Source organism: Rhizobium sp. 01N424 (assembly GCF_056399485.1).
Window position 1 is genome coordinate 335,880 of record NZ_JBFTRK010000003.1, and the last position, 21,985, is coordinate 357,864.

Sequence of the window (21,985 nt, forward strand, 5' to 3'; positions counted from 1 at the left end):
CGGGTTTCCTTTCTGTTGCGTTGCGGGCATGGTCTGCCGCGATGAGCACAGATTCGTCCGATCTCTTTGGCGCATTGTTCGAGACACCACCGGCAACCCGCACGGTTCCGGTGCTCGTTCCGTTGCCTGCACCACGGCCTTACTCCTACGCCGTGCCTGAGGGTATGGCGGTCGAGCCCGGTTCTGTCGTCCAGGTGCCGCTCGGGCCGCGTCAGGTGATCGGCGTCGTCTGGGATGGCGGCGAGGACGGGGTCGATCCGAAGAAGCTGCGGCCGATCACCCATGTCTTCGATTGCCCGCCGCTGACCAAGGAGATGCGCGATTTCATCGATTGGGTCGCCGCCTATACGCTCTCGCCTCCCGGTCTCGTGGCGCGCATGGCATTGCGTGCGCCCAATGCTTTCGAACCGGAGCCGATGGTGGAAGGCTTGCGCTTCGTCGGCGGCGAACCGGAGCGGATGACGCCGGCGCGTGCCCGCGTGCTCGATACCGCTTCTGACGGCGTTTCTTGGACGCGGACAGGGCTCGCCCATGCCGCGGGTGTTTCTACCAGTGTCGTGGATGGCCTGATCAGACAGGGTATTTTCGAAACCATCTTCCTGCCGCCGCCGCCGGTCGTCGCAAAGCCGGATCCTGACTTTGCCGCCTCGCGGCTCGCCGGTCCGCAGAAGGAAGCGGCCGACGACATTCTGGCCGAGGTGCGCAACGGCGCATTCGCGGTGTCGCTGATCGACGGTGTAACGGGGTCCGGCAAGACCGAAGTCTATTTCGAGGCGATCGCCGAGACGCTCAGGCGTGGCAAGCAGGTTCTGATCCTGCTGCCGGAGATCGCGCTGACGGCGAGCTTCCTTGAACGTTTTCAGGATCGCTTTGGGGCCAAGCCCGCCGAATGGCATTCGGACCTCGCGCCGCGCATGCGCGAAAAGGTCTGGCGGCAGGCGGTGACCGGCGAGGTGCGCGTTGTTGCCGGTGCGCGCTCGGCGCTGTTCCTGCCCTTCGAGGATCTCGGTCTCATCATCGTCGATGAGGAGCATGACCCGGCCTACAAGCAGGAAGACAGGGTTTATTACAATGCGCGCGACATGGCCGTGGTGCGCGGCCGTATCGGCGATTTTCCGGTCGTGCTGGTTTCGGCTACGCCATCGGTGGAAAGCCAGGTGAACGGCCAGAGCGGCCGCTACACGACGATCCATCTGCCGACGCGCTTCGGCGATGCGGCGATGCCGGATCTGCATCTCGTTGATATGCGGCGTCATGCGCCGGAGCGCGGCGGTTTCCTGTCACCGGTGCTGATCCGGGCGATCCGCAAGACGGTGGAGAAGAAGGAGCAGGCGCTGCTCTTTCTCAACCGCCGTGGCTATGCGCCGCTGACGCTCTGCCGTGTCTGTGGTCACCGCTTCCAATGCCCGCAATGTTCGAGCTGGCTCGTCGAGCACCGGTTCCGCAGCCAGCTGCAATGCCATCAATGCGGCCATACCGAGCGCACGCCTGAGGCATGCCCGGAATGCGGCACGCTCGATCATCTCGTTGCCTGCGGCCCAGGCGTGGAGCGGATCGCCGAGGAAGTCGAGCGGCATTTCCCGGAGGCACGCACGATCGTGCTGTCGTCCGATATCACCGGCGGCGTGAAGCGGCTGCGCCTGGAGCTCGATGCGATCGCCAAGGGTGAGGCCGATATCGTCATCGGCACGCAGCTCGTCGCCAAGGGTCATAACTTTCCGCTTATGACGCTGGTTGGCATTGTCGATGCCGATCTCGGGTTGGCGAATGGCGATCCGCGCGCGGCGGAGCGAACCTTCCAGCTGCTGTCGCAGGTCACCGGCCGCGCCGGGCGAACGGGCTTGAAGAGCCACGGTCTGCTGCAGACCTATCAACCCCAGCATCCCGTCATGCAGGCTATCGTCTCGGGCGATGCGGGTGCCTTCTACGAGCGCGAAATCACCGAGCGCGAGCGCGCGATTCTGCCGCCGTTCGGCCGTCTCGCCTCGATCATCGTTTCGGCTGAGACACGCCAGGATGCGGAAGCTCATGCGCGCGGTATCCGCGGTTCCGCGCCGCAGGTCTCGGGCATTTCCGTGCTGGGGCCGGCCGAGGCGCCGCTTGCCATCGTCCGCGGCCGCCATCGTTTCCGGCTGCTCGTCCACGGGCGCCGTAATTCCGATATGCAGGCGTTTCTGAAGACCATGCTGTCGCAGGCGCCGAAAGAGCGTGGCTCCATTCAGGTCCAGCTCGACATCGATCCGCAGAGCTTCCTTTAAAAACAGCGTCTGCTGGCCGTTTTCCACCGCCTGCAATCATGCCATAAGGACTGCCAAACGCGGCATGATTTGGGGTTGATTCATGGAGTTCTATTTTCCGGAAACCTTTGGCGAGCAGCTGGCATTCTGCTGCGCGGCATTCACGGCGGCTGCCGGTTTCGTCATGATGTTCGCGCCCGGTTATGCGATGAAGCTTTTCGGGCTTGCGCCGCGCGGCGAGCGGCGGGACGGCTACGCGGAACAGCGGTCGGTCGGCGGATTCTATCTCGGATTCGGCCTTGCGGCGATCATGCTGGCGCAGGACTTCATCTATATGGCGCTCGGCGCCGCCTTCGCGATGGCGTTTTTCGCACGCATCATTTCGCTCCTTTCAGATAAGGGGAGCACAATTATCAACTATTTACTTCTGGTTGTGCAGGCGATCCTCGCGGCTGTTCCGCTGGCCTATTCTTTCGGCTTCCTCACAACCTGAATTACCGGGCAGCGGACCGCCTGCTCGCCTGCCTCCACGCCATTTCACGATTTTGCCGATAGAAAATCATTCGAAAGGCATATTCGGGCGTTACGCGTGTTGCGAGTCCCTGCGTCCTATGTTAGACGGACCCCGAATTTCGGAAGAAGCAAGAGGCTTCTCTTGCGATTTCTGGGGGAAATCAAAACGAATTCAAGAGCATAGGTCAGGCGCCCGCCGACGGCCGGATTCTTGAATTGAAATCAGGGAAATTTGTGCCCGTGGCAGACACGTCCCAGCTTACTTCTGGTGTTTCAGAGCGATATGCGTCCTCGCTGTTCGATCTGGCGCTTGAAGAAGGTGCCGTCGAGAGCGTCACCGCTGATCTCGACCGTTTCCAGGCGATGCTGGATGAGAGCGACGACCTGAAGCGTTTCGTCGCCAGCCCGGTATTCTCGGCTGACGATCAGCTGAAGGCTATCGTCGCCATCAGCGAGAAGGCCGGTATTTCCGGTTTCGTCGGTAACTTCCTGAAGGTCGTGGCGCGTAACCGCCGCCTGTTCGCCCTCCCGGGCATGATCAAGGCCTTCCGCATCATCGCTGCCCGTCAGCGTGGCGAAATTTCTGCCGAGGTTGCCTCGGCCCATGCGCTGACCGCAGCGCAGGAAACTGAATTGAAGGCGGCGCTGAAGAGCGCCACCGGCAAAGACGTGGCGATTGCCGTCACGGTTGATCCGTCAATTCTTGGTGGTCTGATCGTGAAGGTCGGGTCCCGTCAGATTGATACGTCGCTTCGTACCAAACTTTCTACTCTCAAGCTTGCATTGAAAGAGGTTGGCTGATGGATATCCGCGCCGCGGAAATTTCCGCAATTCTCAAAGATCAAATCAAAAACTTCGGCAAAGAAGCTGAAGTCTCGGAAGTCGGCCAGGTTCTCTCTGTCGGCGACGGTATTGCTCGCGTTTACGGTCTGGACAACGTTCAGGCCGGTGAAATGGTCGAGTTCCCCGGCGGCATCCGCGGTATGGCCCTGAACCTCGAATCCGACAACGTCGGCGTGGTTATCTTCGGCTCGGACCGTGACATCAAGGAAGGCGACACCGTCAAGCGTACGGGTGCCATCGTTGACGTTCCGGTTGGTCCGGAACTTCTCGGCCGCGTTGTCGACGCTCTCGGCAACCCGATCGACGGCAAGGGCCCGATCAACGCAACGCGCCGTTCGCGCGTTGACGTCAAGGCTCCTGGCATCATTCCGCGTAAGTCGGTTCATGAGCCGATGTCGACCGGCCTCAAGGCTATCGACGCGCTCATCCCGGTCGGCCGTGGCCAGCGCGAGCTCGTCATCGGTGACCGCCAGACCGGCAAGACCGCCATCATTCTCGACGCGATCCTGAACCAGAAGGCTATTCACGAGTCTGGTCCGGAAGGCGAAAAGCTGTTCTGCGTGTACGTCGCTGTCGGCCAGAAGCGCTCGACGGTTGCCCAGTTCGTCAAGGTTCTCGAAGAACGCGGCGCTCTGAAGTACTCGATCATCGTTGCTGCGACGGCTTCCGATCCGGCTCCGATGCAGTTCCTGGCACCGTTTGCCGGTTGCGCCATGGGCGAATACTTCCGTGACAACGGCCAGCACGCTCTCATCGGCTACGACGACCTTTCCAAGCAGGCCGTTTCCTACCGTCAGATGTCGCTCCTGCTGCGCCGCCCGCCGGGCCGCGAAGCTTACCCGGGCGACGTTTTCTACCTTCACTCGCGTCTCCTCGAGCGCGCTGCAAAGATGAGCGACGAAAAGGGCGCCGGTTCGCTGACCGCTCTGCCGGTCATCGAAACGCAGGGTAACGACGTTTCGGCGTTCATCCCGACCAACGTGATCTCGATCACCGACGGCCAGATCTTCCTCGAAACCGACCTGTTCTATCAGGGTATCCGCCCGGCTGTTAACGTCGGTCTGTCGGTTTCGCGCGTCGGTTCTGCCGCGCAGATCAAGGCGATGAAGCAGGTTGCCGGCTCGATCAAGGGCGAACTCGCCCAGTATCGCGAAATGGCCGCCTTCGCTCAGTTCGGTTCGGACCTCGATGCCTCGACGCAGCGCCTGCTGAACCGCGGCGCACGTCTGACCGAACTTCTGAAGCAGCCGCAGTTCTCGCCGCTGAAGACCGAAGAGCAGGTTGCTGTGATCTTCGCTGGCGTGAATGGCTATCTCGACAAGATTGCCGTCAACCAGATCGGCAAGTTCGAACAGGGTCTGCTTTCCTACCTCCGCTCGGAAGGTAAGGCGATCCTCGATACGATCCGCACGGAAAAGGCCATCAGCGACGATACGAAGGGCAAGCTCGTTGCTGCTCTCGACTCGTTCTCGAAGTCTTTCGCCTGATCGGGCTCAGTTAGGACGGATAACGGATGCCTTCACTTAAGGATCTGAAAAACCGGATCGCCTCCGTCAAGGCGACGCAGAAGATTACCAAGGCGATGAAAATGGTCGCCGCGGCTAAGCTTCGGCGTGCGCAGGAGGCGGCCGAGGCCGCCCGGCCTTACTCGGAGCGCATGGCGGCTGTTCTCGCGAACATCGCCCATGCGGTTACCGACGCCGACGGTGCACCGTTGCTCATGACCGGTACAGGCAAGGATCAGGTTCACCTGCTCGTCGTCTGCACCGCAGAGCGCGGCCTTTGCGGCGGTTTCAACTCGCAGATCTCGCGTTTTGCACGTGATCATGCCCGCAAGCTCATTGCTCAGGGCAAGACCGTCAAGATCTTCACCGTCGGCAAGAAGGGCTACGACAGCCTGCGCCGCGAATTCTCTTCGCTGATCATCGAGCGCAAGGAATTGCGCGAGGTCAAGCGCGTCGGATTCGACAACGCGGACCAGATCGGCAAGCGCATCATCGAGATGTTCGAAGCTGGTGAGTTCGACGTCTGCACGTTGTTCTATTCCGAGTTCAAGTCGGTCATCAGCCAGATCCCGACGGCACAGCAGATCATCCCCGCGAAGGTGCCGGAAGGCGTCACCGAGGATGCTGCCCATGCCGGCGCTGTCTATGAATACGAGCCGGATCCGGCATCGATCCTCGAGGATCTGATTCCGCGCAACATTTCTGTCCAGATCTTCCGCGCACTGCTTGAAAACGCAGCTGGCGAGATGGGCGCGAAGATGAGCGCCATGGACAACGCGACACGTAACGCAGGTGAGATGATCAACAAGCTGACGCTCAACTACAACCGTCAGCGTCAGGCGCAGATCACCAAGGAACTCATTGAAATCATTTCGGGCGCGGAAGCGCTCTGAGGTTAGAGAAAGAGGGTATTAGAATGGCTAGGGCAGCTACCCCGAAGGCGGCAGCGAAGACCGCCGCTAAGAAGACCGCCACAGGCTCTGTCGGTAAGGTCACACAGGTTATCGGCGCCGTCGTCGACGTTGCTTTCGAAGGCGAACTGCCGGCGATTTTGAACGCGCTCGAAACCACGAACATGGGCAACCGCCTGGTTCTTGAAGTCGCGCAGCACCTCGGTGAAAACGTCGTGCGTACGATCGCCATGGACTCGTCCGAAGGTCTCGTTCGCGGCCAGGAAGTTTTCGACACCGGCGCGCCGATCTCGGTTCCGGTCGGTCCTGAGACCCTCGGCCGTATCATGAACGTCATCGGCGAGCCGGTTGACGAAGCTGGTCCGCTGGTCACCGCTTCCAAGCGCGCCATCCACCAGGATGCACCGTCTTACGTCGAGCAGTCGACGGAAGCACAGATCCTGGTTACCGGCATCAAGGTCGTCGACCTTCTCGCGCCTTACGCAAAGGGCGGCAAGATCGGCCTCTTCGGCGGCGCAGGCGTCGGCAAGACCGTTCTCATCATGGAACTGATCAACAACGTCGCCAAGGCGCACGGTGGTTACTCGGTGTTCGCAGGCGTGGGTGAACGTACCCGCGAAGGCAACGACCTTTACCACGAAATGATCGAGTCCGGCGTTAACAAGCACGGCGGCGGGGAAGGCTCAAAGGCTGCACTCGTTTACGGTCAGATGAACGAACCGCCGGGCGCCCGCGCTCGCGTCGCTCTGACGGGTCTGACGGTTGCTGAAAACTTCCGCGACCAGGGCCAGGACGTTCTGTTCTTCGTCGACAACATCTTCCGCTTCACGCAGGCAGGTTCCGAAGTTTCGGCTCTGCTCGGCCGTATTCCTTCGGCCGTTGGCTATCAGCCGACGCTCGCAACGGACATGGGCCAGATGCAGGAACGCATCACGACGACGACGACCGGTTCGATCACCTCGGTTCAGGCCATTTACGTTCCGGCCGACGACTTGACCGACCCGGCTCCGGCAACTTCGTTCGCCCACCTCGACGCGACGACCGTTCTGTCGCGTTCGATCGCTGAAAAGGGCATCTATCCGGCCGTTGACCCGCTCGACTCCACGTCGCGCATGCTCGACCCGATGGTTGTCGGCGAAGAGCACTACGAAGTGGCTCGTAAGGTTCAGTCGACGCTGCAGCGCTACAAGTCGCTGCAGGACATCATCGCCATCCTGGGTATGGACGAACTGTCTGAAGAAGACCGTCTGGCCGTTGCCCGTGCCCGCAAGATCGAGCGCTTCCTGTCCCAGCCGTTCTTCGTCGCCGAAGTCTTCACCGGTTCGCCGGGCAAGCTCGTCGCGCTCGAAGATACGATCAAGGGCTTCAAGGGCCTGGTCAACGGCGACTACGACGACATGCCGGAAGCAGCCTTCTACATGGTCGGCTCGATGGAAGAAGCCATCGAAAAGGCCAAGAAGCTCTCCGCAGCCGCTTGATGAGCGACGCGCAAGACGAGATTTTCTGCTGCGACTCCCTTCGGGTGGTCGTGGCAGATCTTCCGGAACCCGCAGCGCCCACCGTCTACAGGGCGGATAACGGTGCGCTGATGATGGTTGTCGGATTGGTTCAGGCCGAAGAAGGCCTCGGCTATCTCGATCAGGCGATACAGCACTGCCCGTTCTGCGGGACCAAACTGCAAGATGCAAAGGCCGAGAAGGTAAGTCACTGATGGCTGACAATTTCAATTTTGAACTCGTATCTCCGGAGCGTCTGCTCCTGTCGGAGATGGTGACGGAAGTTGTCATTCCGGCAACCGAGGGCGAGATGACGGTCATGGCCCACCATGCGCCGACGATGACGACCATCAAGCCCGGCATCGTCAGCGTTCGCTCGGCCTCCGGCAGCAAGCAGGACTACGTCGTGTTCGGCGGCTTCGCCGACATCCTGCCGACGGGCTGCACGCTGCTCGCCGAATCGGCCGTTCCGGTCGAGGAAATCAACAAGGACGAACTGACCCGCCGTATCGAAGCGGCGCAGAAGGATCTCGATGATGCCGAGCATCACGAGCACAAGTCCAAGCTTGAGCAGTTCATTCTCGAACTCACGCATCTGCGTGGCGTTGTCGAACAGGACTGACCTGGAATTTCCAGAGACGATCGAAAGCGGCCTTCAGGGCCGCTTTTTTGTTTTGGGCACATGAGTGCCGACCTCACTGGCAATGAACACGGATCTTGAGTATCTGGCGGTCGCGGGCGGCCCACTATCGGCTCTAGATTTTGGCTTCCACGCCTAATAGGGTCCCTCAACTATTCGCAATTGCTGCAGGGAGTTCCCATGAAAAATATTCAGCTTTCGACCTCGGGCGTGTCGGTATCGAGTGTCGTGCTCGGCCTGATGCGGATCAACACGCTGGATGACAGCGGAATTAAAGCCCTCTACTCGGCGGCCCGGGAGATCGGCGTCAATATTTTCGATCACGCGGACATCTATGGCGGCGCGCCCCATCGCTGCGAAGCACGGTTTGGTGACGCTCTTCGCCTCACAGCCGACGAACGGGACAAGATCGTCATTCAAAGCAAATGCGGGATCCGGCCGGGATATTTCGATTTCTCCAAGGAACATATCCTCGCAAGCGTCGACCGGTCCCTCAAGGCCCTGCGGAGCGACTATCTGGACGTTCTTCTATTGCATCGGCCCGATGCGCTCGTGGAGCCGGAAGAGGTCGCCGAGGCATTCGACAACCTCCATGCATCGGGAAAGGTTCGCCATTTCGGTGTTTCGAACCATACGCCAGGCCAGATCGATTTGCTGAAGACAGCTGTTACCCAGCCGATCATAGCAAATCAGATCCAGCTGAGCGTTGCCCACGCGCCGTCTATCGCATTCGGCGTTGCCGCCAATATGGGCGGATCTGAGCAGTCGATCGACCGGGATGGCGAGCTCGTCAACTACAGCCGGATCAATAACATCACATTGCAGGCGTGGTCGCCGTTCCAGCATGGTTTCTTTGAAGGCATCTTCCTGGGCGACCGCGAGAATTATCCGGAACTCAACAAGGTTCTGGACCAACTCGCGGAAACTTACGGCGCGACGCCTGCTGCCATTGCTGTCGCGTGGATCGCGCGTCATCCCGCCAAAATTCAAACGGTGCTGGGAACGACGAATCCGCAACGCCTGCGTGACAGCGCGATCGGAGCTGACATCGAGCTGAGCCGCGAGGAATGGTACAGGATGTTCAAGGCGGCCGGCTATCAACTGCCGTAAAACGTGGAAGCCAGCGGGAAGCGTTGCGCCGGCTCAATAAGGACCGGCGCTGCCCTTGCAGATACTTAGGCGGCGAGCCGCTCGGCCTGCAGGAAGCTCTCCAGCGCTGCCGCCTCTTCCTTACTGAGATAGAGCCCCCTCTTGCTGCGCCGCCAGAGAACATCCTCGGCGGTGAAGGCCCATTCGTTCTGCATGAGATAGCGCACCTCGGCCTCATAAAGATCCGATCCGAAATGCCTGCCGAGGTCAGCTGCGGACGCGGCCTTGCCGAGCAGGACGTTGGCCCTGGTGCCATAGCGGCGGATGAGCCGGCGCGCATGGCTGTCGGCGAGGAACCGATAGGCTGCCTTCAGCTTGCCAACCTCGGCCTCATAGCCCTCTACCGGAAAATCCCCGCCGGGCAGATGGCTCTTCGCCGTCCACGGGCTACCCTTGATGCCGATCGCCTCGCCGATCTTTTCCAGCGCATGTTCCGACAGACGCCGGTAGGTCGTCAGCTTGCCGCCGAAGACATTGAGCAGCGGCGCGGCATTCGCCTCGGTCCCGTCTTTCCCCTCGAGCTTCAGCACATAATCGCGCGTCGCCTCCTGCGCCTTCGAGGCACCATCGTCGAACAGCGGCCGGACCGCCGAATAGGTCCAGACGATATCCTCGGGCTTCACCGGCTCCTTGAAATACTCGGAGGCCGCATTGCAGAGATAGCTGGTCTCTTCGCCGGAGATCCTGACATCCTTGGGGTCGCCGGTGTAATCGCGGTCGGTGGTGCCGATCAGCGTGAAGTCGCTCTCATAGGGAATGGCGAAGATGATGCGGTTGTCGGGGTTCTGGAAGAAATAAGCCTTCGGCCCCTCGAACTTCTTCCAGACGATGATGTGGCTGCCCTGGACGAGGCGGACATGGCGTGCCTCGTTCTCGCCGAAGGCAGCGCGGATCACATGATCGACCCAGGGACCGGCGGCATTGACCAGCATGCGGGCCTGATGCGTTGAACTGCGCCCTGTCAGCGTATCGACCGTCTCGATGGTCCAGAGGCCATTCTCGCGCCGTGCGGAGACGACTTTCGTGCGCGGCATGATCAGCGCGCCGCGGTCGCTGGCATCCCTGGCATTGAGCACCACCATGCGGGCATCGTCGACCCAGCCGTCGGAATATTCGAAGGCTTTGGCAAACAGCGCCTTCAGCGGCTTGCCGGCCGGATCGGTCCGCATGTCGAGCGTTGCCGTCGGCGGCAGAAGCTTGCGGCCACCGAGATGATCATAGAGAAACAGCCCCAGCCGGATCAGCCAGGCAGGCCGGATGCCGCCCTTGTGATAAGGCAGCACGAAGCGCATCGGCCAGATGATGTGCGGCGCCATCGCCCAGAGCACTTCACGCTCCATCAGCGATTCACGCACCAGGCGGAATTCGTAATGTTCGAGATAGCGCAGACCGCCATGGATCAGCTTGGTGGCACCCGACGACGTGCCGGAGGCGAAGTCGTTCATCTCGGCCAGCGCCACCGAATAGCCGCGTCCAGCCGCATCCCGGGCGATCCCGCAGCCGTTGATACCGCCGCCGATCACGAATAGGTCGAAAATCTGCCCGCTCACGCACGCTCTCCAATGATTTAGTGCTTAAAAATGAAATCCGTTAAGCGCTAAAACGAAAGAAAATGAATGTCAAACGAACCTTTTGCGACGATGCAGATTTAATCTTTCCCGCCGTCCGTCCTGTTGGTCTCAACCAGGCTGATACCGCCCTCGGAACAGATCCGCCGCAGCGAATCCAGGGCGCATTCATCGGTGACGAAGGTGTGGACCTGCGAGAGATGGCCGATACGGACAGGCGCGGTGCGCTCGAACTTGGTGGAATCGGCGACCAGGACCACGTGCCGGGCGTTGGCCATGATTGCCTGAGCAACCTTGACTTCGCGGTAGTCGAAATCGAGCAGCGCGCCATCCGGATCGATCGCTGAGGCGCCGATCACGGCGTAGTCGACCTTGAATTGGCGGATGAAATCGACGGCCGCCTCGCCGACGATGCCGCCATCGGAATGGCGCACGACACCGCCAGCGATCACCACCTCGATCGAGGGGAAGAGCCGCAAGCGGCTGGCGACGTTGATGTTATTGGTGATGACCATCAGCTCATGATGCTCGATCAGTGCTTCGCCAACGGCTTCGGTCGTCGTGCCGATATTGATGAACAGAGAGGCATTGTTGGGGATGAGGGCTGCGGTTGCCCGGCCGATCGCCGTCTTCTCGTTGGCGGCGATCGAGCGCCGTGCCTCGTATTTGACGTTCTCCGTGCCACCCGGAAAGATTGCGCCGCCATGGATGCGGGTCAGCACACGACTGTCGCAGAGATCGTTGAGATCCTTGCGGATGGTCTGCGGGGTCACCGAGAAACGGTTCGCCAGATCTTCTACCAGCACGCGGCCCTCGGACTTGGCGATATCGAGGATCTCGGTCTGCCGTCCGGACAGAAACATGCTGCGCCTCCCTTTCTTTCGTTTTTTGCGATCATATGTTAAAGCGAAAATTGCGCAATCGGCGAGTGAAAGCCGACGCCGGGAGGGCCATCGCGTGTTTGATCCAAAGCTTTTCGAAAACCGCAATGTTGTTGTCACCGGCGCGGGCCGCGGCATCGGCCTCGAAGTCGTCCGGCAATTTCTTGATTGCGGTGCGCGCGTTGCCGTTCATACCGGCCGGGACACCGAACGGCAGCTGCCAGACTTCCTGACGGCTGCGGAAGCGGGCGGCCGTGCGGTGCTGATCGCTGGCGATTTTACCGCTTCCGGCGGTACCGCAAAATTTGCGGATCAGGTTCTTCAGGCGTTCGGCAGCGTCCACGTGCTGGTCAACAATGCGGGCACGATGGTCGGCCGGTTTCCGGCAGGCGAGCTGACCGACAGCGAATATGAGGCGATCACCCGGCTCAATCAGACATCCGTCGTCGAGGTGACGCGTACGCTTCTCCCGGCGTTGCGGGCCGCCAACGGCGCGGCGATCGTCAACACCGTGTCGATTTCGGCCCTGACCGGCGGGAGTCCGGGTTCGGCGATCTATTCGGCTTCGAAAGCCTTCGTTTCCACCTATTCCAAGGCGTTGGCGCGCGAGCTCGCGCCCGATGCGATCCGTGTCAATTGCGTGTCGCCGGGGACGATCGAGACGGATTTCCACGAGCGCTATTCGTCGCGCGAAAAGCTGGAGCAGACCCGCAAAACCATTCCGCTGCAGCGGCTCGGAACCGCTGTGGACTGCGCCCCTGCCTATCTGTTTTTGGCTGCGCCTTCGCTCTCCGGCTACATCACCGGCCAAGTCCTGGAAATCAACGGTGGCCAGCTTATCTGCTGATTTACTTGGACTATTTTTGGTATTTTAGTAAAATTGCGCAGTATAACTGTGCGAATATGCTATCGCTTGGGCCCGTCCTAACGCGTCCATCAGAGAATCCGAATGCCTTTGCCTACAACTGCGCCGGGAACAGCTGGTCAGGAATTGAAGAAGCTTGCTGAGAAAGCTCATGAAGCAAGCAGCCTCCTCAAGGCAATGGCGCACCAGACGCGGCTCCTCATTCTCTGCATTCTTGCCGAAGAGGAAAAGACCGTCAGCGAGATCGAAGAGCTGCTCGGTGTGCAGCAGGCGATGGTCTCGCAGCAGCTGGCGCGGCTGCGGATGGAAGGTCTGGTCAATACCCGTCGTGAGGGACGTCTCGTCTATTACAGCCTCGGAAACGAGAGTGTCGCCTCCTTCCTGGATTCGCTTTTCGCGCTGTTTCCTGGAGCCGCAGCGGCCCGATAGCCGCTCTTGCTAAGCGTGTGTTCTCCGGCCAAAGATGCCTGAACAGGAAGTTCGGCGGGAGACCGGATGATCGATAAACTGGAATTCTTCATAGCCCTTGCCAATGAAAAGCATTTCGGCCGCGCGGCCGAGGAATGCGGCGTTTCGCAGCCGACGCTCTCGGCGGCGATCCGCCAGCTGGAGGACCAGCTGGGCGTCATGCTGGTGCAGCGCGGGTCGCGCTTCCAGGGGCTGACACCCGAGGGACAGCGTGTGCTTGAGTGGGCGCGCCGGATCGTCGGCGATACCCGCACGATGCGCGAGGAGATGCGCACCGCCCGCAAGGGTCTTTCCGGTCATCTCCGCATCGCTTCCATTCCGACCGCGCTTGCGATGCTGCCGCGGATCACTACGCCGTTTCAGGAGCGACACCCCGACGTTACCTTTTCGATCGTGTCGCGCAACTCGCTGCAGGTTCTGAGCATGCTCGAAAATCTCGAGATCGATGCCGGGATCACCTATCTGGAGAACGAACCGCTCGGGCGGGTGACGACGGTTCCGCTCTACGCCGAGCGCTACAACCTGATCACAGCTGCGGGCAGTCCGCTCTCCGATCGCGAAACTGTGACGTGGCGCGAGGTGGGGCATCTTCGGCTTTGTCTATTGACTGCGGACATGCAGAACCGCCGGATCATCAACCGGCATCTGGCCGAGGCCGGTGCGACGGCGCATCCGACTTTGGAATCAGGGTCGATGATCGTACTGTTTTCTCATGTGCGGACCGGCCGCTGGGCAAGCATAATGCCACGGAATGTGGCCGAATCTTTCGGTTTTCCAGCTGAAATCCGGATGATTCCGATTGTCGAGCCGGAGGCCGATCATCTTGTGGGTCTGGTCGCGACACATCGCGAGCCATTCACGCCACTCGTTTCTGCGTTGTTGCATGAGGCAAGGATTCTCGCAGAGAGCGAAGATCTTTGATAGGAAAAACCTATCAATCGACGGAACAGCTTTATTGATCGTCTGCATGTTCCCTGAGACACTTCCTGTCACAATGTCATACCAAGCTGGGGGAGGCTGGTGTGGCGGCTGAAACGGGAAGCCCTGGGAGGCCTGCCAAAATGAATGCCCATGTCGCCACTGGCGATATTGCCGCGCGCACGCGCGCGATCGTCTCGAGCCTTCGGTCTCTCGAAGGCCCGCTTCTTCCCATCTTGCATGAAGTCCAGGATGAGTTCGGTTATGTGCCGCAGGAAGCGCTTCCTGTGATCGCTGACGAATTGAACCTGTCGCGCGCCGAAGTGCATGGCGTGATGACCTTCTACCACGACTACCGCGATCATCCGGCCGGGCGTCATGTTCTGAAACTCTGTCGGGCCGAGGCCTGTCAGTCGATGGGCGGAGATGCCATGGCTGATCGGGTCAAGGCGCTTTTGGGTATCGATTTCCATCAGACGTCGCTCGACGGCAGCGTCACGCTGGAGCCCGTCTATTGTCTCGGGCTCTGCGCCTGCGCGCCGGCGGCGATGCTCGACGGTGAGCTTTACGGCCGCGTCGATGACGAGACGGTTGCCGAATTCGTTGCGGAGGTGCGGCGATGACCGTCAAGATTTTCGTTCCCCGCGATGCGGCGGCGCTTTCGCTTGGCGCCGACAAGGTTGCGAAGGAAGTGGCCGCGCAGATTGCTGCTCTCGGCCTCGATGTGAAGCTGGTGCGCAACGGTTCGCGCGGCATGCTGTGGCTGGAGCCGCTCGTCGAAGTCGAGATCGAAGGCAAGCGTATCGGCTATGGTCCTGTGAAGGCCAAGGATATCGAGGGCTTGTTCGAGGCCGGGCTGCTGTCCGGCGGCGATCACGCGCTCTGTCTTGGGGAGGTCGAAAGCCTCCCATTCCTCAAGGAACAGACCCGCCTGACCTTCGCCCGCTGCGGCATCACCGATCCTCTGTCACTCGAAGATTATGAAGCGCACGGCGGTCTTGCCGGGCTTAAGCGGGCTGTCGCCATAGCGCCTGCTGATATCGTCAAGGAAGTCACCGATTCAGGGTTGCGTGGCCGTGGTGGCGCTGGCTTTCCGACCGGTATCAAGTGGAAGACGGTTCTCGACGCTTCGGGTCCTCGCAAATATATCGTCTGCAATGCTGACGAAGGCGATAGCGGTACCTTTGCCGACCGGATGATCATGGAAGGCGATCCCTTCGTGCTGATCGAGGGGATGGCAATTGCCGGGCTTGCGACAGGCGCCACCAAGGGCTTTGTCTACACCCGCTCGGAATATCCGCATGCGATCGCGGCGATGACCGAGGCGGTCGAGATCGCCCGCAAGGCTGGGGTGCTCGGTCCGTCGGTCATGGGCTCTGGCAAGGCCTTCGATATCGAAGTGCGCATGGGCGCCGGTGCCTATGTGTGCGGCGAGGAAACGGCGCTGCTGAACAGCCTGGAAGGCAAGCGCGGTGTCGTACGCGCCAAACCGCCGCTGCCTGCTCACAAGGGCCTGTTTGCGTCTCCGACCGTCATTAACAACGTCATTTCGTTGGCATCGGTACCTGTCATTCTCGACAAGGGTGCAGCCTTCTACCGTGATTTCGGCATGGGCCGCTCGCGCGGCACGATCCCGCTGCAGATCGCCGGAAACGTCAAGCATGGCGGTCTCTACGAGACGGCCTTCGGCCTATCGCTCGGCGACATCATCGACAAGATCGGTGGCGGCACCGCGAGCGGACGCCCGGTCAAGGCGGTTCAGGTCGGCGGTCCCCTTGGGGCTTATTTCCCGCGGGCGCTGTTCGATACGCCGTTCGACTACGAAGCTTTCGCCGCCAGAGATGGTCTGATCGGCCATGCGGGTATCGTCGTCTTTGACGACAGCGCCGACATGCTGAAGCAGGCGCGGTTCGCGATGGAGTTCTGCGCGGTCGAAAGCTGCGGCAAGTGCACGCCCTGTCGTATCGGCTCGACGCGCGGCGTCGAGACGGCAGACAAGATTGCCCAGGGGATCGAACCGGAGAAGAACCGGGCGCTGCTCACCGATCTCTGCAACACGATGAAATTCGGCTCGCTCTGTGCGCTGGGCGGCTTCACCCCCTATCCGGTAATGAGCGCGATGACGCATTTCCCGGAGGATTTCGCTCCAACACCCCTTATCGAAGCGGCGGAGTAAAGACCCATGTCTCTCGTTCATGAAATTGACTACGGAACGCCGGCTTCGAAATCCGAAGCCATGGTCACGCTGACCATCGATGGCCGCGAGATTACCGTTCCCGAGGGTACGTCTATCATGCGCGCCTCAATGGAGGCAGGGATTCAGGTTCCGAAGCTCTGCGCCACCGATATGGTCGATGCCTTCGGTTCTTGCCGTCTCTGTCTCGTCGAGATCGAAGGACGCAGCGGCACGCCGGCTTCCTGCACGACGCCGGTTGCGTCGGGTCTCGTCGTTCATACGCAGACGGGGCGGCTCAAGGATATCCGCCGCGGGGTAATGGAGCTCTATATCTCCGACCACCCGCTCGACTGTCTCACCTGCGCTGCAAATGGCGATTGCGAATTGCAGGACATGGCGGGTGCCGTCGGCCTGCGCGACGTTCGTTACGGCTATGAAGGCGACAATCACGTCAAGGCGCGCAGTAGTGGCGAGATTAATCTGAAATGGATGCCGAAGGACGAGTCGAACCCGTATTTCACCTATGACCCGTCGAAATGCATCGTCTGCTCGCGCTGTGTGCGGGCCTGCGAAGAGGTGCAGGGCACCTTCGCGCTGACGATCGAAGGCCGCGGTTTCGGCTCTCGCGTCTCGCCCGGCATGCATGAACATTTCCTTGATTCCGAATGCGTGTCCTGCGGCGCCTGCGTGCAGGCCTGCCCGACGGCGACGCTGACCGAGAAGTCGGTGATCGAGATTGGCCAGCCGGAGCATTCGGCGGTCACCACCTGCGCCTATTGCGGCGTCGGCTGCTCGTTCAAGGCGGAAATGCGCGGCGAGGAGCTGGTGCGCATGGTGCCGTGGAAAGACGGTCAGGCAAACCGCGGGCATTCCTGCGTCAAGGGCCGCTTCGCCTATGGCTATTCGACTCACAAGGATCGCATCCTTAATCCCATGATCCGCGAGAAGGTCTCGGATCCTTGGCGGGAAGTCACCTGGGACGAGGCCTATGCGCATGTCGCTTCCGAGTTCAAGCGCATCCAGTATCAGTATGGCCGCGAAGCGGTCGGCGGCATCACGTCGTCGCGTTGCACCAACGAAGAGACCTTCCTTGTTCAGAAACTGATCCGTGCCGGCTTCGGCAATAACAATGTCGATACCTGCGCCCGCGTCTGCCATTCGCCGACCGGCTATGGTCTCGGCCAGGCTTTCGGCACCTCGGCCGGTACGCAGAATTTCGACAGCGTCGAGCATTCCGACGTCGTGGTCGTCATTGGTGCGAACCCGACCGATGGTCATCCGGTCTTCGGCTCGCGGCTCAAGAAGCGGCTGCGTCAGGGTGCCAAGCTGATCGTCATCGATCCGCGCCGCATCGATCTGGTGCGCACGCCGCATGTCGAGGCGGCCTATCATCTGCCGCTGAGACCGGGCACCAACGTTGCCGTCATGACGGCGCTGGCGCATGTCATCGTCACCGAAGGTCTGTTCAACGAGCGATTCATCCGCGAGCGCTGCGACTGGTCGGAATTCGAGGATTGGGCGGCCTTCGTTTCGGAGCCGCAGCATAGTCCTGAGGAAACCGAGAAATTCACCGGCGTTCCGGCTGCCGATCTGCGTGGTGCAGCCCGGCTTTATGCGCTCGGCGGCAATGGCGCGATCTATTACGGCCTCGGCGTTACCGAACACAGCCAGGGTTCGACGACCGTCATGGCGATCGCCAACCTTGCGATGGTAACAGGCAATATTGGCCGCGAAGGGGTCGGCGTGAACCCGCTGCGCGGCCAGAACAACGTGCAGGGTTCGTGCGACATGGGATCGTTCCCGCACGAGCTGCCGGGCTATCGCCATATCTCCGACGATGCGACGCGCGATGTCTTCGAAAAGCTGTGGGGCGTAAAGCTCAACAACGAGCCGGGCCTGCGCATTCCGAACATGCTGGATGCGGCTGTGGATGGCACTTTCAAGGGGCTCTACATCCAGGGTGAGGACATCCTGCAATCCGATCCCGACACCAAGCATGTCGCTGCCGGTCTTGCGGCGATGGAATGCGTCGTCGTCCAGGATCTCTTCCTCAACGAGACCGCCAACTACGCGCATGTCTTCCTGCCGGGCTCGACCTTCCTGGAGAAGGATGGAACCTTCACCAACGCAGAGCGACGCATCAACCGCGTACGCAAGGTGATGACCCCGAAGAACGGCTATGCCGACTGGGAAGTGACGCAGAAGCTCGCCCAAGCGATGGGTCTGAACTGGAACTACAAGCATCCGTCCGAGATCATGGACGAGATCGCGGCGAGTACGCCGAGCTTCGCGCTGGTGTCCTACGACTATCTGGAAAAGATGGGTTCTGTTCAGTGGCCGTGCAACGAGAAGCATCCCGAGGGATCGCCGATCATGCATGTCGATGGCTTCGTTCGGGGCAAGGGCAAGTTCATCCGCACGGAATATGTCGCGACCGACGAACGCACCGGCCCGCGCTTCCCGCTGCTGCTCACCACCGGCCGTATTCTCAGCCAGTATAATGTGGGAGCGCAGACGCGCCGCACCGAGAACGTTGCCTGGCACGCGGAAGACCGGCTGGAAATCCATCCGCATGATGCCGAACAGCGTGGTATTCGCGATGGCGACTGGATCAAGCTGCAGAGCCGCTCTGGCGACACGACGCTCCGGTCGCTGATCACCGAGCGCGTTGCGCCCGGCGTTGTCTACACGACCTTCCATCATCCGACGACGCAGGCCAACGTCATCACCACCGACTTCTCCGATTGGGCGACCAACTGCCCGGAATACAAGGTGACGGCGGTGCAGGTTTCGCCCTCCAACGGGCCGACCGAGTGGCAGCTCGAATATGACGAGCAGGCCCGTCAGAGCCGCCGTATCTCCGGCAAGATGGAGGCCGCGGAGTAATGTCCGAATGGCACACACGCATCCCCGTCAGCCGCATCGCCCGCAAGGGCGGTGTGGTGATGCCGGGCGAGCGCATCGTGCCGGAGGAGGTGCCGATCGCTTTTTCCTATGGCGGCAGTTCGCATGCCGTCATGATGGCGACGCCCGATGATCTTGAGGATTTCGCCGTGGGCTTCAGCCTGACGGAGGGGATCATCAGTTCGATGGCGCAGATTTCCTCGATCGAGACCGTCGATAGCGAGATGGGCATCGATGTGCAGATCATGCTCGCGGATGATGTCGAAGACGCTCTGCGCGCCCGGCGCCGCAGCATGGCTGGACCCGTCGGGTGCGGCCTTTGTGGTATCGAATCGATCGAGCAGGCCGTTCGCAAAGTGCCGGATGTTTCCGGTTCTCCCTTGGCACTGACGCATCGCGATATTGTGAGCGCTGCAAACCTGCTCAACGAGGCGCAGCCGCTGCATCGCGAAACCCGTGCCGTCCATGGCGCAGGCTTCTATACTCCTGGGCAGGGGCTCTCGGCCGTTCGTGAGGATGTCGGGCGGCACAATGCGCTGGATAAGCTTTGCGGTGCGGTCATCCGTTCAGGCAATACCGGCATCGGCGGTGCCGTCGTCGTCACCAGCCGTATATCCGTCGAGATGGTGCAGAAGACGGCAATTCTTGGCGCATCGATCCTGATTGCGATTTCGGCGCCGACGGCACTCGCCATCCGCACTGCCGAGGACGCCGGCATGACGCTCGTTGCCCTGGTTCGTGGCGATGATTTCGAGATTTTCACCCATCCTCACCGCATTTCGCCAGAAAGCATCGCCGATGTCGCATGATACGCGTGCCAAGCTCGTCTACATGGCCAATCAGATCGCCACTTTTTTCAAGACCCAGCCCGCCAGCGAAGCTGTCGAGGGCGTTGCAACACATATCAATAAATTTTGGGAGCCGCGCATGCGGCGGCAGTTTTTTGAAATTCTGGAACAGGAAAACAATGGCTTCGATTCCTTGGTGATCGAGGCCTCTTCCCTGATCCGCAAGCCCGAGCCGGCGGAGCCTATCCGGCACTAAACATCGTTTCGCGCGAGGGGGGACGCAGGTTGTTTTTGCCTGTTCGAGCGCGATTCATGTCAGCAAGGTCAGATCCAGGAGGAACTCATTCATGACCGCAGCGGATACATCAGGAGCAGGGGTACTGGCGGGCGCTGGCCTGCTTGATCGTGAGCGAATTATTGCGCAACCGGGGTTCAACCGCTGGCTCGTGCCACCGGCCGCACTCGCCATTCATCTGTGCATCGGCATGGCATACGGCTTCAGCGTGTTCTGGCTGCCGCTGTCGAAATCGCTGGGGATCAGCGCCTCGACGGCCTGCCCGGATCTGACGCTGGCTTCGGCTCTTTTCACCACGACCTGCGACTGGCGCGTTGCCGATCTCGGCTGGATCTATACGCTGTTCTTCGTGCTCCTCGGCTGCTCTGCGGCCATCTGGGGCGGCTGGCTTGAGCGGGTCGGTCCGCGCAAGGCCGGTTTCGTTTCCGCCTGCTGCTGGTGCGGCGGTATTCTCGTCGCTGCCGTCGGCGTCATGACCCATCAGCTCTGGCTGATGTGGTTCGGTGCCGGTGTGATCGGCGGTATCGGCCTCGGTCTCGGCTATATCTCGCCGGTTTCGACACTGATCAAGTGGTTCCCGGACCGTCGCGGCATGGCGACCGGCATGGCGATCATGGGCTTCGGCGGTGGCGCGATGATTGGTGCTCCGCTCGCAAACCTGCTGATGAATTATTTCAAGACCGACGCGTCGGTCGGTGTCTGGCAGACTTTCGTGGTCATGGCCGTCATCTACTTCGTCTTCATGATGGGTGGCGCCTTCGGCTACCGCATTCCGCCGGCCGGCTGGCGTCCTGAGGGCTGGACGGCCCCTGCTGCCAAGAGCAGCATGATCACCACCAAGCACGTGCACCTGCGCGATGCGCACAAGACCAAGCAGTTCTGGCTGATCTGGGCGGTGCTTTGCCTCAACGTTTCCGCCGGTATCGGCGTTATCGGCATGGCATCGCCGATGCTGCAGGAAATCTTTGCCGGTTCGCTGATCGGTCTGCCTGACGTCGGCTTCGCGCAACTCGATGCGGGCCAGAAAGCATCGATCGCAACGATCGCGGCGGGCTTTGCCGGTCTGCTTTCGCTCTTCAATATCGGCGGACGCTTCTTCTGGGCCTCTCTGTCGGACAAGATCGGCCGCAAGAACACCTATTATACGTTTTTCCTGCTTGGCATTGTTCTCTACGCTGTGGCGCCGACGCTCGCCGACATGGGCAACAAGGCACTCTTCGTTCTCGCCTTCGGCATCATCCTGTCGATGTATGGCGGCGGCTTCGCGACCATTCCGGCCTATCTCGCCGACATCTTCGGTACGCAGTTCGTCGGTGCCATCCATGGCCGTCTGCTGACGGCATGGGCGACTGCCGGTATCGTCGGCCCTGTGGTCGTCAACTACATCCGCGAGGCGCAGATCTCGGCGGGCGTGGCGCCTGGACCGGCTCTCTATACCGGAACGATGTATATCCTGGCTGGTATGCTGGCACTCGGCCTGATCGCCAACCTCTTCGTCCGGCCGCTTGCAGACAAGTGGTTCATGTCGGACGCAGAAGTGGCATCGCTGCAGGCCAAGTCGGCCGCTGCAAGTGCAGGGCCGAGCGGCTCGTTCGGCATTGGCAAAGGCGGCTTCGATGGCAAGGCAGCTCTGGCCTGGGCCGTCGTCGGCATTCCGCTGCTGTGGGGCGTCTGGGTAACGTTGAAGGCGACGTTTGCCTTGTTCGGCTGATCGGGACCTTGGTGGATCTAAGGAAAGGCACGCGTCTCAACGCGTGCCTTTCTCATGAAAAAGGCGCCTCCGGGGAGAGGCGCGAATTCTGGAGTTGGGCGCTTTCACCACCAGGCC

Annotated in this window: 20 protein-coding genes; 18 read left to right on the top strand and 2 right to left on the bottom strand. The window is 60.8% G+C overall.

The genetic code is table 11. The features are described 5' to 3' along the window. The first annotated feature begins 41 nt into the window (after positions 1–41). From AC1DNK_RS12105 to AC1DNK_RS12145, 9 genes are all read left to right on the top strand, one after another. Positions 42–2,258: a primosomal protein N' gene (locus tag AC1DNK_RS12105; RefSeq protein ID WP_477941283.1), complete on the top strand. Its 2,217-nt coding sequence runs from the start codon at positions 42–44 to the stop codon at positions 2,256–2,258. A gap of 82 nt (positions 2,259–2,340) precedes the next feature. Further along, positions 2,341–2,730 (top strand): AGROH133_08824 family phage infection protein, encoded by a 390-nt coding sequence (locus AC1DNK_RS12110; protein ID WP_112385765.1) that lies wholly within the window; start codon positions 2,341–2,343, stop codon positions 2,728–2,730. 254 nt (positions 2,731–2,984) lie between these two features. Next, entirely contained in the window at positions 2,985–3,551 is a 567-nt protein-coding gene (locus tag AC1DNK_RS12115) for a F0F1 ATP synthase subunit delta (RefSeq protein ID WP_477941285.1), read from the top strand. Further along, complete coding sequence (gene atpA, locus AC1DNK_RS12120) at positions 3,551–5,080, top strand: F0F1 ATP synthase subunit alpha (RefSeq protein ID WP_112385763.1); 1,530 nt, start codon at positions 3,551–3,553, stop codon at positions 5,078–5,080. The genes AC1DNK_RS12115 and atpA overlap by 1 nt, the downstream gene beginning before the upstream one ends. 26 nt (positions 5,081–5,106) lie before the next feature. Continuing rightward, the gene (locus AC1DNK_RS12125; RefSeq protein ID WP_477941288.1) at positions 5,107–5,991 is read left to right on the top strand and encodes a F0F1 ATP synthase subunit gamma; all 885 of its coding nucleotides are present in this window, start codon (positions 5,107–5,109) and stop codon (positions 5,989–5,991) included. A 23-nt stretch (positions 5,992–6,014) separates the two neighbouring features. Beyond that, a complete protein-coding gene (gene atpD / locus AC1DNK_RS12130) occupies positions 6,015–7,487 on the top strand; it encodes a F0F1 ATP synthase subunit beta (RefSeq protein ID WP_112385761.1) in 1,473 nt (490 codons plus the stop codon). Next, positions 7,487–7,720: a hypothetical protein gene (locus tag AC1DNK_RS12135; RefSeq protein ID WP_112385760.1), complete on the top strand. Its 234-nt coding sequence runs from the start codon at positions 7,487–7,489 to the stop codon at positions 7,718–7,720. Before atpD ends, AC1DNK_RS12135 begins: the two co-directional genes overlap by 1 nt. Beyond that, positions 7,720–8,127: a F0F1 ATP synthase subunit epsilon gene (locus AC1DNK_RS12140; RefSeq protein WP_112385759.1), complete on the top strand. Its 408-nt coding sequence runs from the start codon at positions 7,720–7,722 to the stop codon at positions 8,125–8,127. The genes AC1DNK_RS12135 and AC1DNK_RS12140 overlap by 1 nt, the downstream gene beginning before the upstream one ends. A 198-nt stretch (positions 8,128–8,325) precedes the next feature. After that, positions 8,326–9,255 carry an aldo/keto reductase gene (locus AC1DNK_RS12145; protein WP_477941290.1) on the top strand — a complete coding sequence of 310 codons (930 nt, stop codon included), beginning with the start codon at positions 8,326–8,328 and terminating at the stop codon, positions 9,253–9,255. Between the two features lie 65 nt (positions 9,256–9,320). Here the strand turns inward: AC1DNK_RS12145 and glpD are convergent, their stop codons facing one another. Together glpD and AC1DNK_RS12155 are read right to left on the bottom strand one after the other, a co-directional pair. Beyond that, positions 9,321–10,844, bottom strand: coding sequence for a glycerol-3-phosphate dehydrogenase (glpD, locus tag AC1DNK_RS12150; protein WP_477941291.1), 1,524 nt, complete (start codon positions 10,842–10,844; stop codon positions 9,321–9,323). A gap of 98 nt (positions 10,845–10,942) precedes the next feature. Continuing rightward, on the bottom strand, positions 10,943–11,725 hold the full coding sequence (locus AC1DNK_RS12155; protein WP_477941293.1) for a DeoR/GlpR family DNA-binding transcription regulator: 783 nt from the start codon (positions 11,723–11,725) through the stop codon (positions 10,943–10,945). A gap of 94 nt (positions 11,726–11,819) precedes the next feature. On the opposite strand from AC1DNK_RS12155, the gene AC1DNK_RS12160 reads away from it, so the two are divergent. The 9 genes from AC1DNK_RS12160 (at position 11,820) to AC1DNK_RS12200 (ending at position 21,868) form a co-directional block, all read left to right on the top strand. Then, positions 11,820–12,590 carry an SDR family NAD(P)-dependent oxidoreductase gene (locus AC1DNK_RS12160; RefSeq protein WP_477941295.1) on the top strand — a complete coding sequence of 257 codons (771 nt, stop codon included), beginning with the start codon at positions 11,820–11,822 and terminating at the stop codon, positions 12,588–12,590. A gap of 102 nt (positions 12,591–12,692) precedes the next feature. Next, positions 12,693–13,037, top strand: a complete 345-nt coding sequence (locus tag AC1DNK_RS12165) for an ArsR/SmtB family transcription factor (RefSeq protein ID WP_112385754.1) — start codon at positions 12,693–12,695, stop codon at positions 13,035–13,037. Positions 13,038–13,103: 66 nt separating this feature from the next. After that, the gene (locus AC1DNK_RS12170; protein ID WP_477941297.1) at positions 13,104–13,997 is read left to right on the top strand and encodes a LysR family transcriptional regulator; all 894 of its coding nucleotides are present in this window, start codon (positions 13,104–13,106) and stop codon (positions 13,995–13,997) included. Positions 13,998–14,137: 140 nt separating this feature from the next. After that, positions 14,138–14,617 carry a formate dehydrogenase subunit gamma gene (locus tag AC1DNK_RS12175; protein WP_477941298.1) on the top strand — a complete coding sequence of 160 codons (480 nt, stop codon included), beginning with the start codon at positions 14,138–14,140 and terminating at the stop codon, positions 14,615–14,617. Continuing rightward, a complete protein-coding gene (locus AC1DNK_RS12180; protein WP_477941299.1) occupies positions 14,614–16,170 on the top strand; it encodes a formate dehydrogenase beta subunit in 1,557 nt (518 codons plus the stop codon). Before AC1DNK_RS12175 ends, AC1DNK_RS12180 begins: the two co-directional genes overlap by 4 nt. A 6-nt stretch (positions 16,171–16,176) precedes the next feature. Beyond that, positions 16,177–19,056, top strand: a complete 2,880-nt coding sequence (gene fdhF, locus AC1DNK_RS12185) for a formate dehydrogenase subunit alpha (protein WP_477941300.1) — start codon at positions 16,177–16,179, stop codon at positions 19,054–19,056. Positions 19,057–19,115: 59 nt separating this feature from the next. Then, positions 19,116–19,883 carry a formate dehydrogenase accessory sulfurtransferase FdhD gene (gene fdhD / locus AC1DNK_RS12190; protein ID WP_477941420.1) on the top strand — a complete coding sequence of 256 codons (768 nt, stop codon included), beginning with the start codon at positions 19,116–19,118 and terminating at the stop codon, positions 19,881–19,883. Then, positions 19,873–20,118 carry a formate dehydrogenase subunit delta gene (locus AC1DNK_RS12195; RefSeq protein ID WP_477941302.1) on the top strand — a complete coding sequence of 82 codons (246 nt, stop codon included), beginning with the start codon at positions 19,873–19,875 and terminating at the stop codon, positions 20,116–20,118. Before fdhD ends, AC1DNK_RS12195 begins: the two co-directional genes overlap by 11 nt. A 91-nt stretch (positions 20,119–20,209) precedes the next feature. Further along, positions 20,210–21,868, top strand: coding sequence for an OFA family MFS transporter (locus AC1DNK_RS12200; protein WP_477941304.1), 1,659 nt, complete (start codon positions 20,210–20,212; stop codon positions 21,866–21,868). Positions 21,869–21,985: the final 117 nt, after the last annotated feature.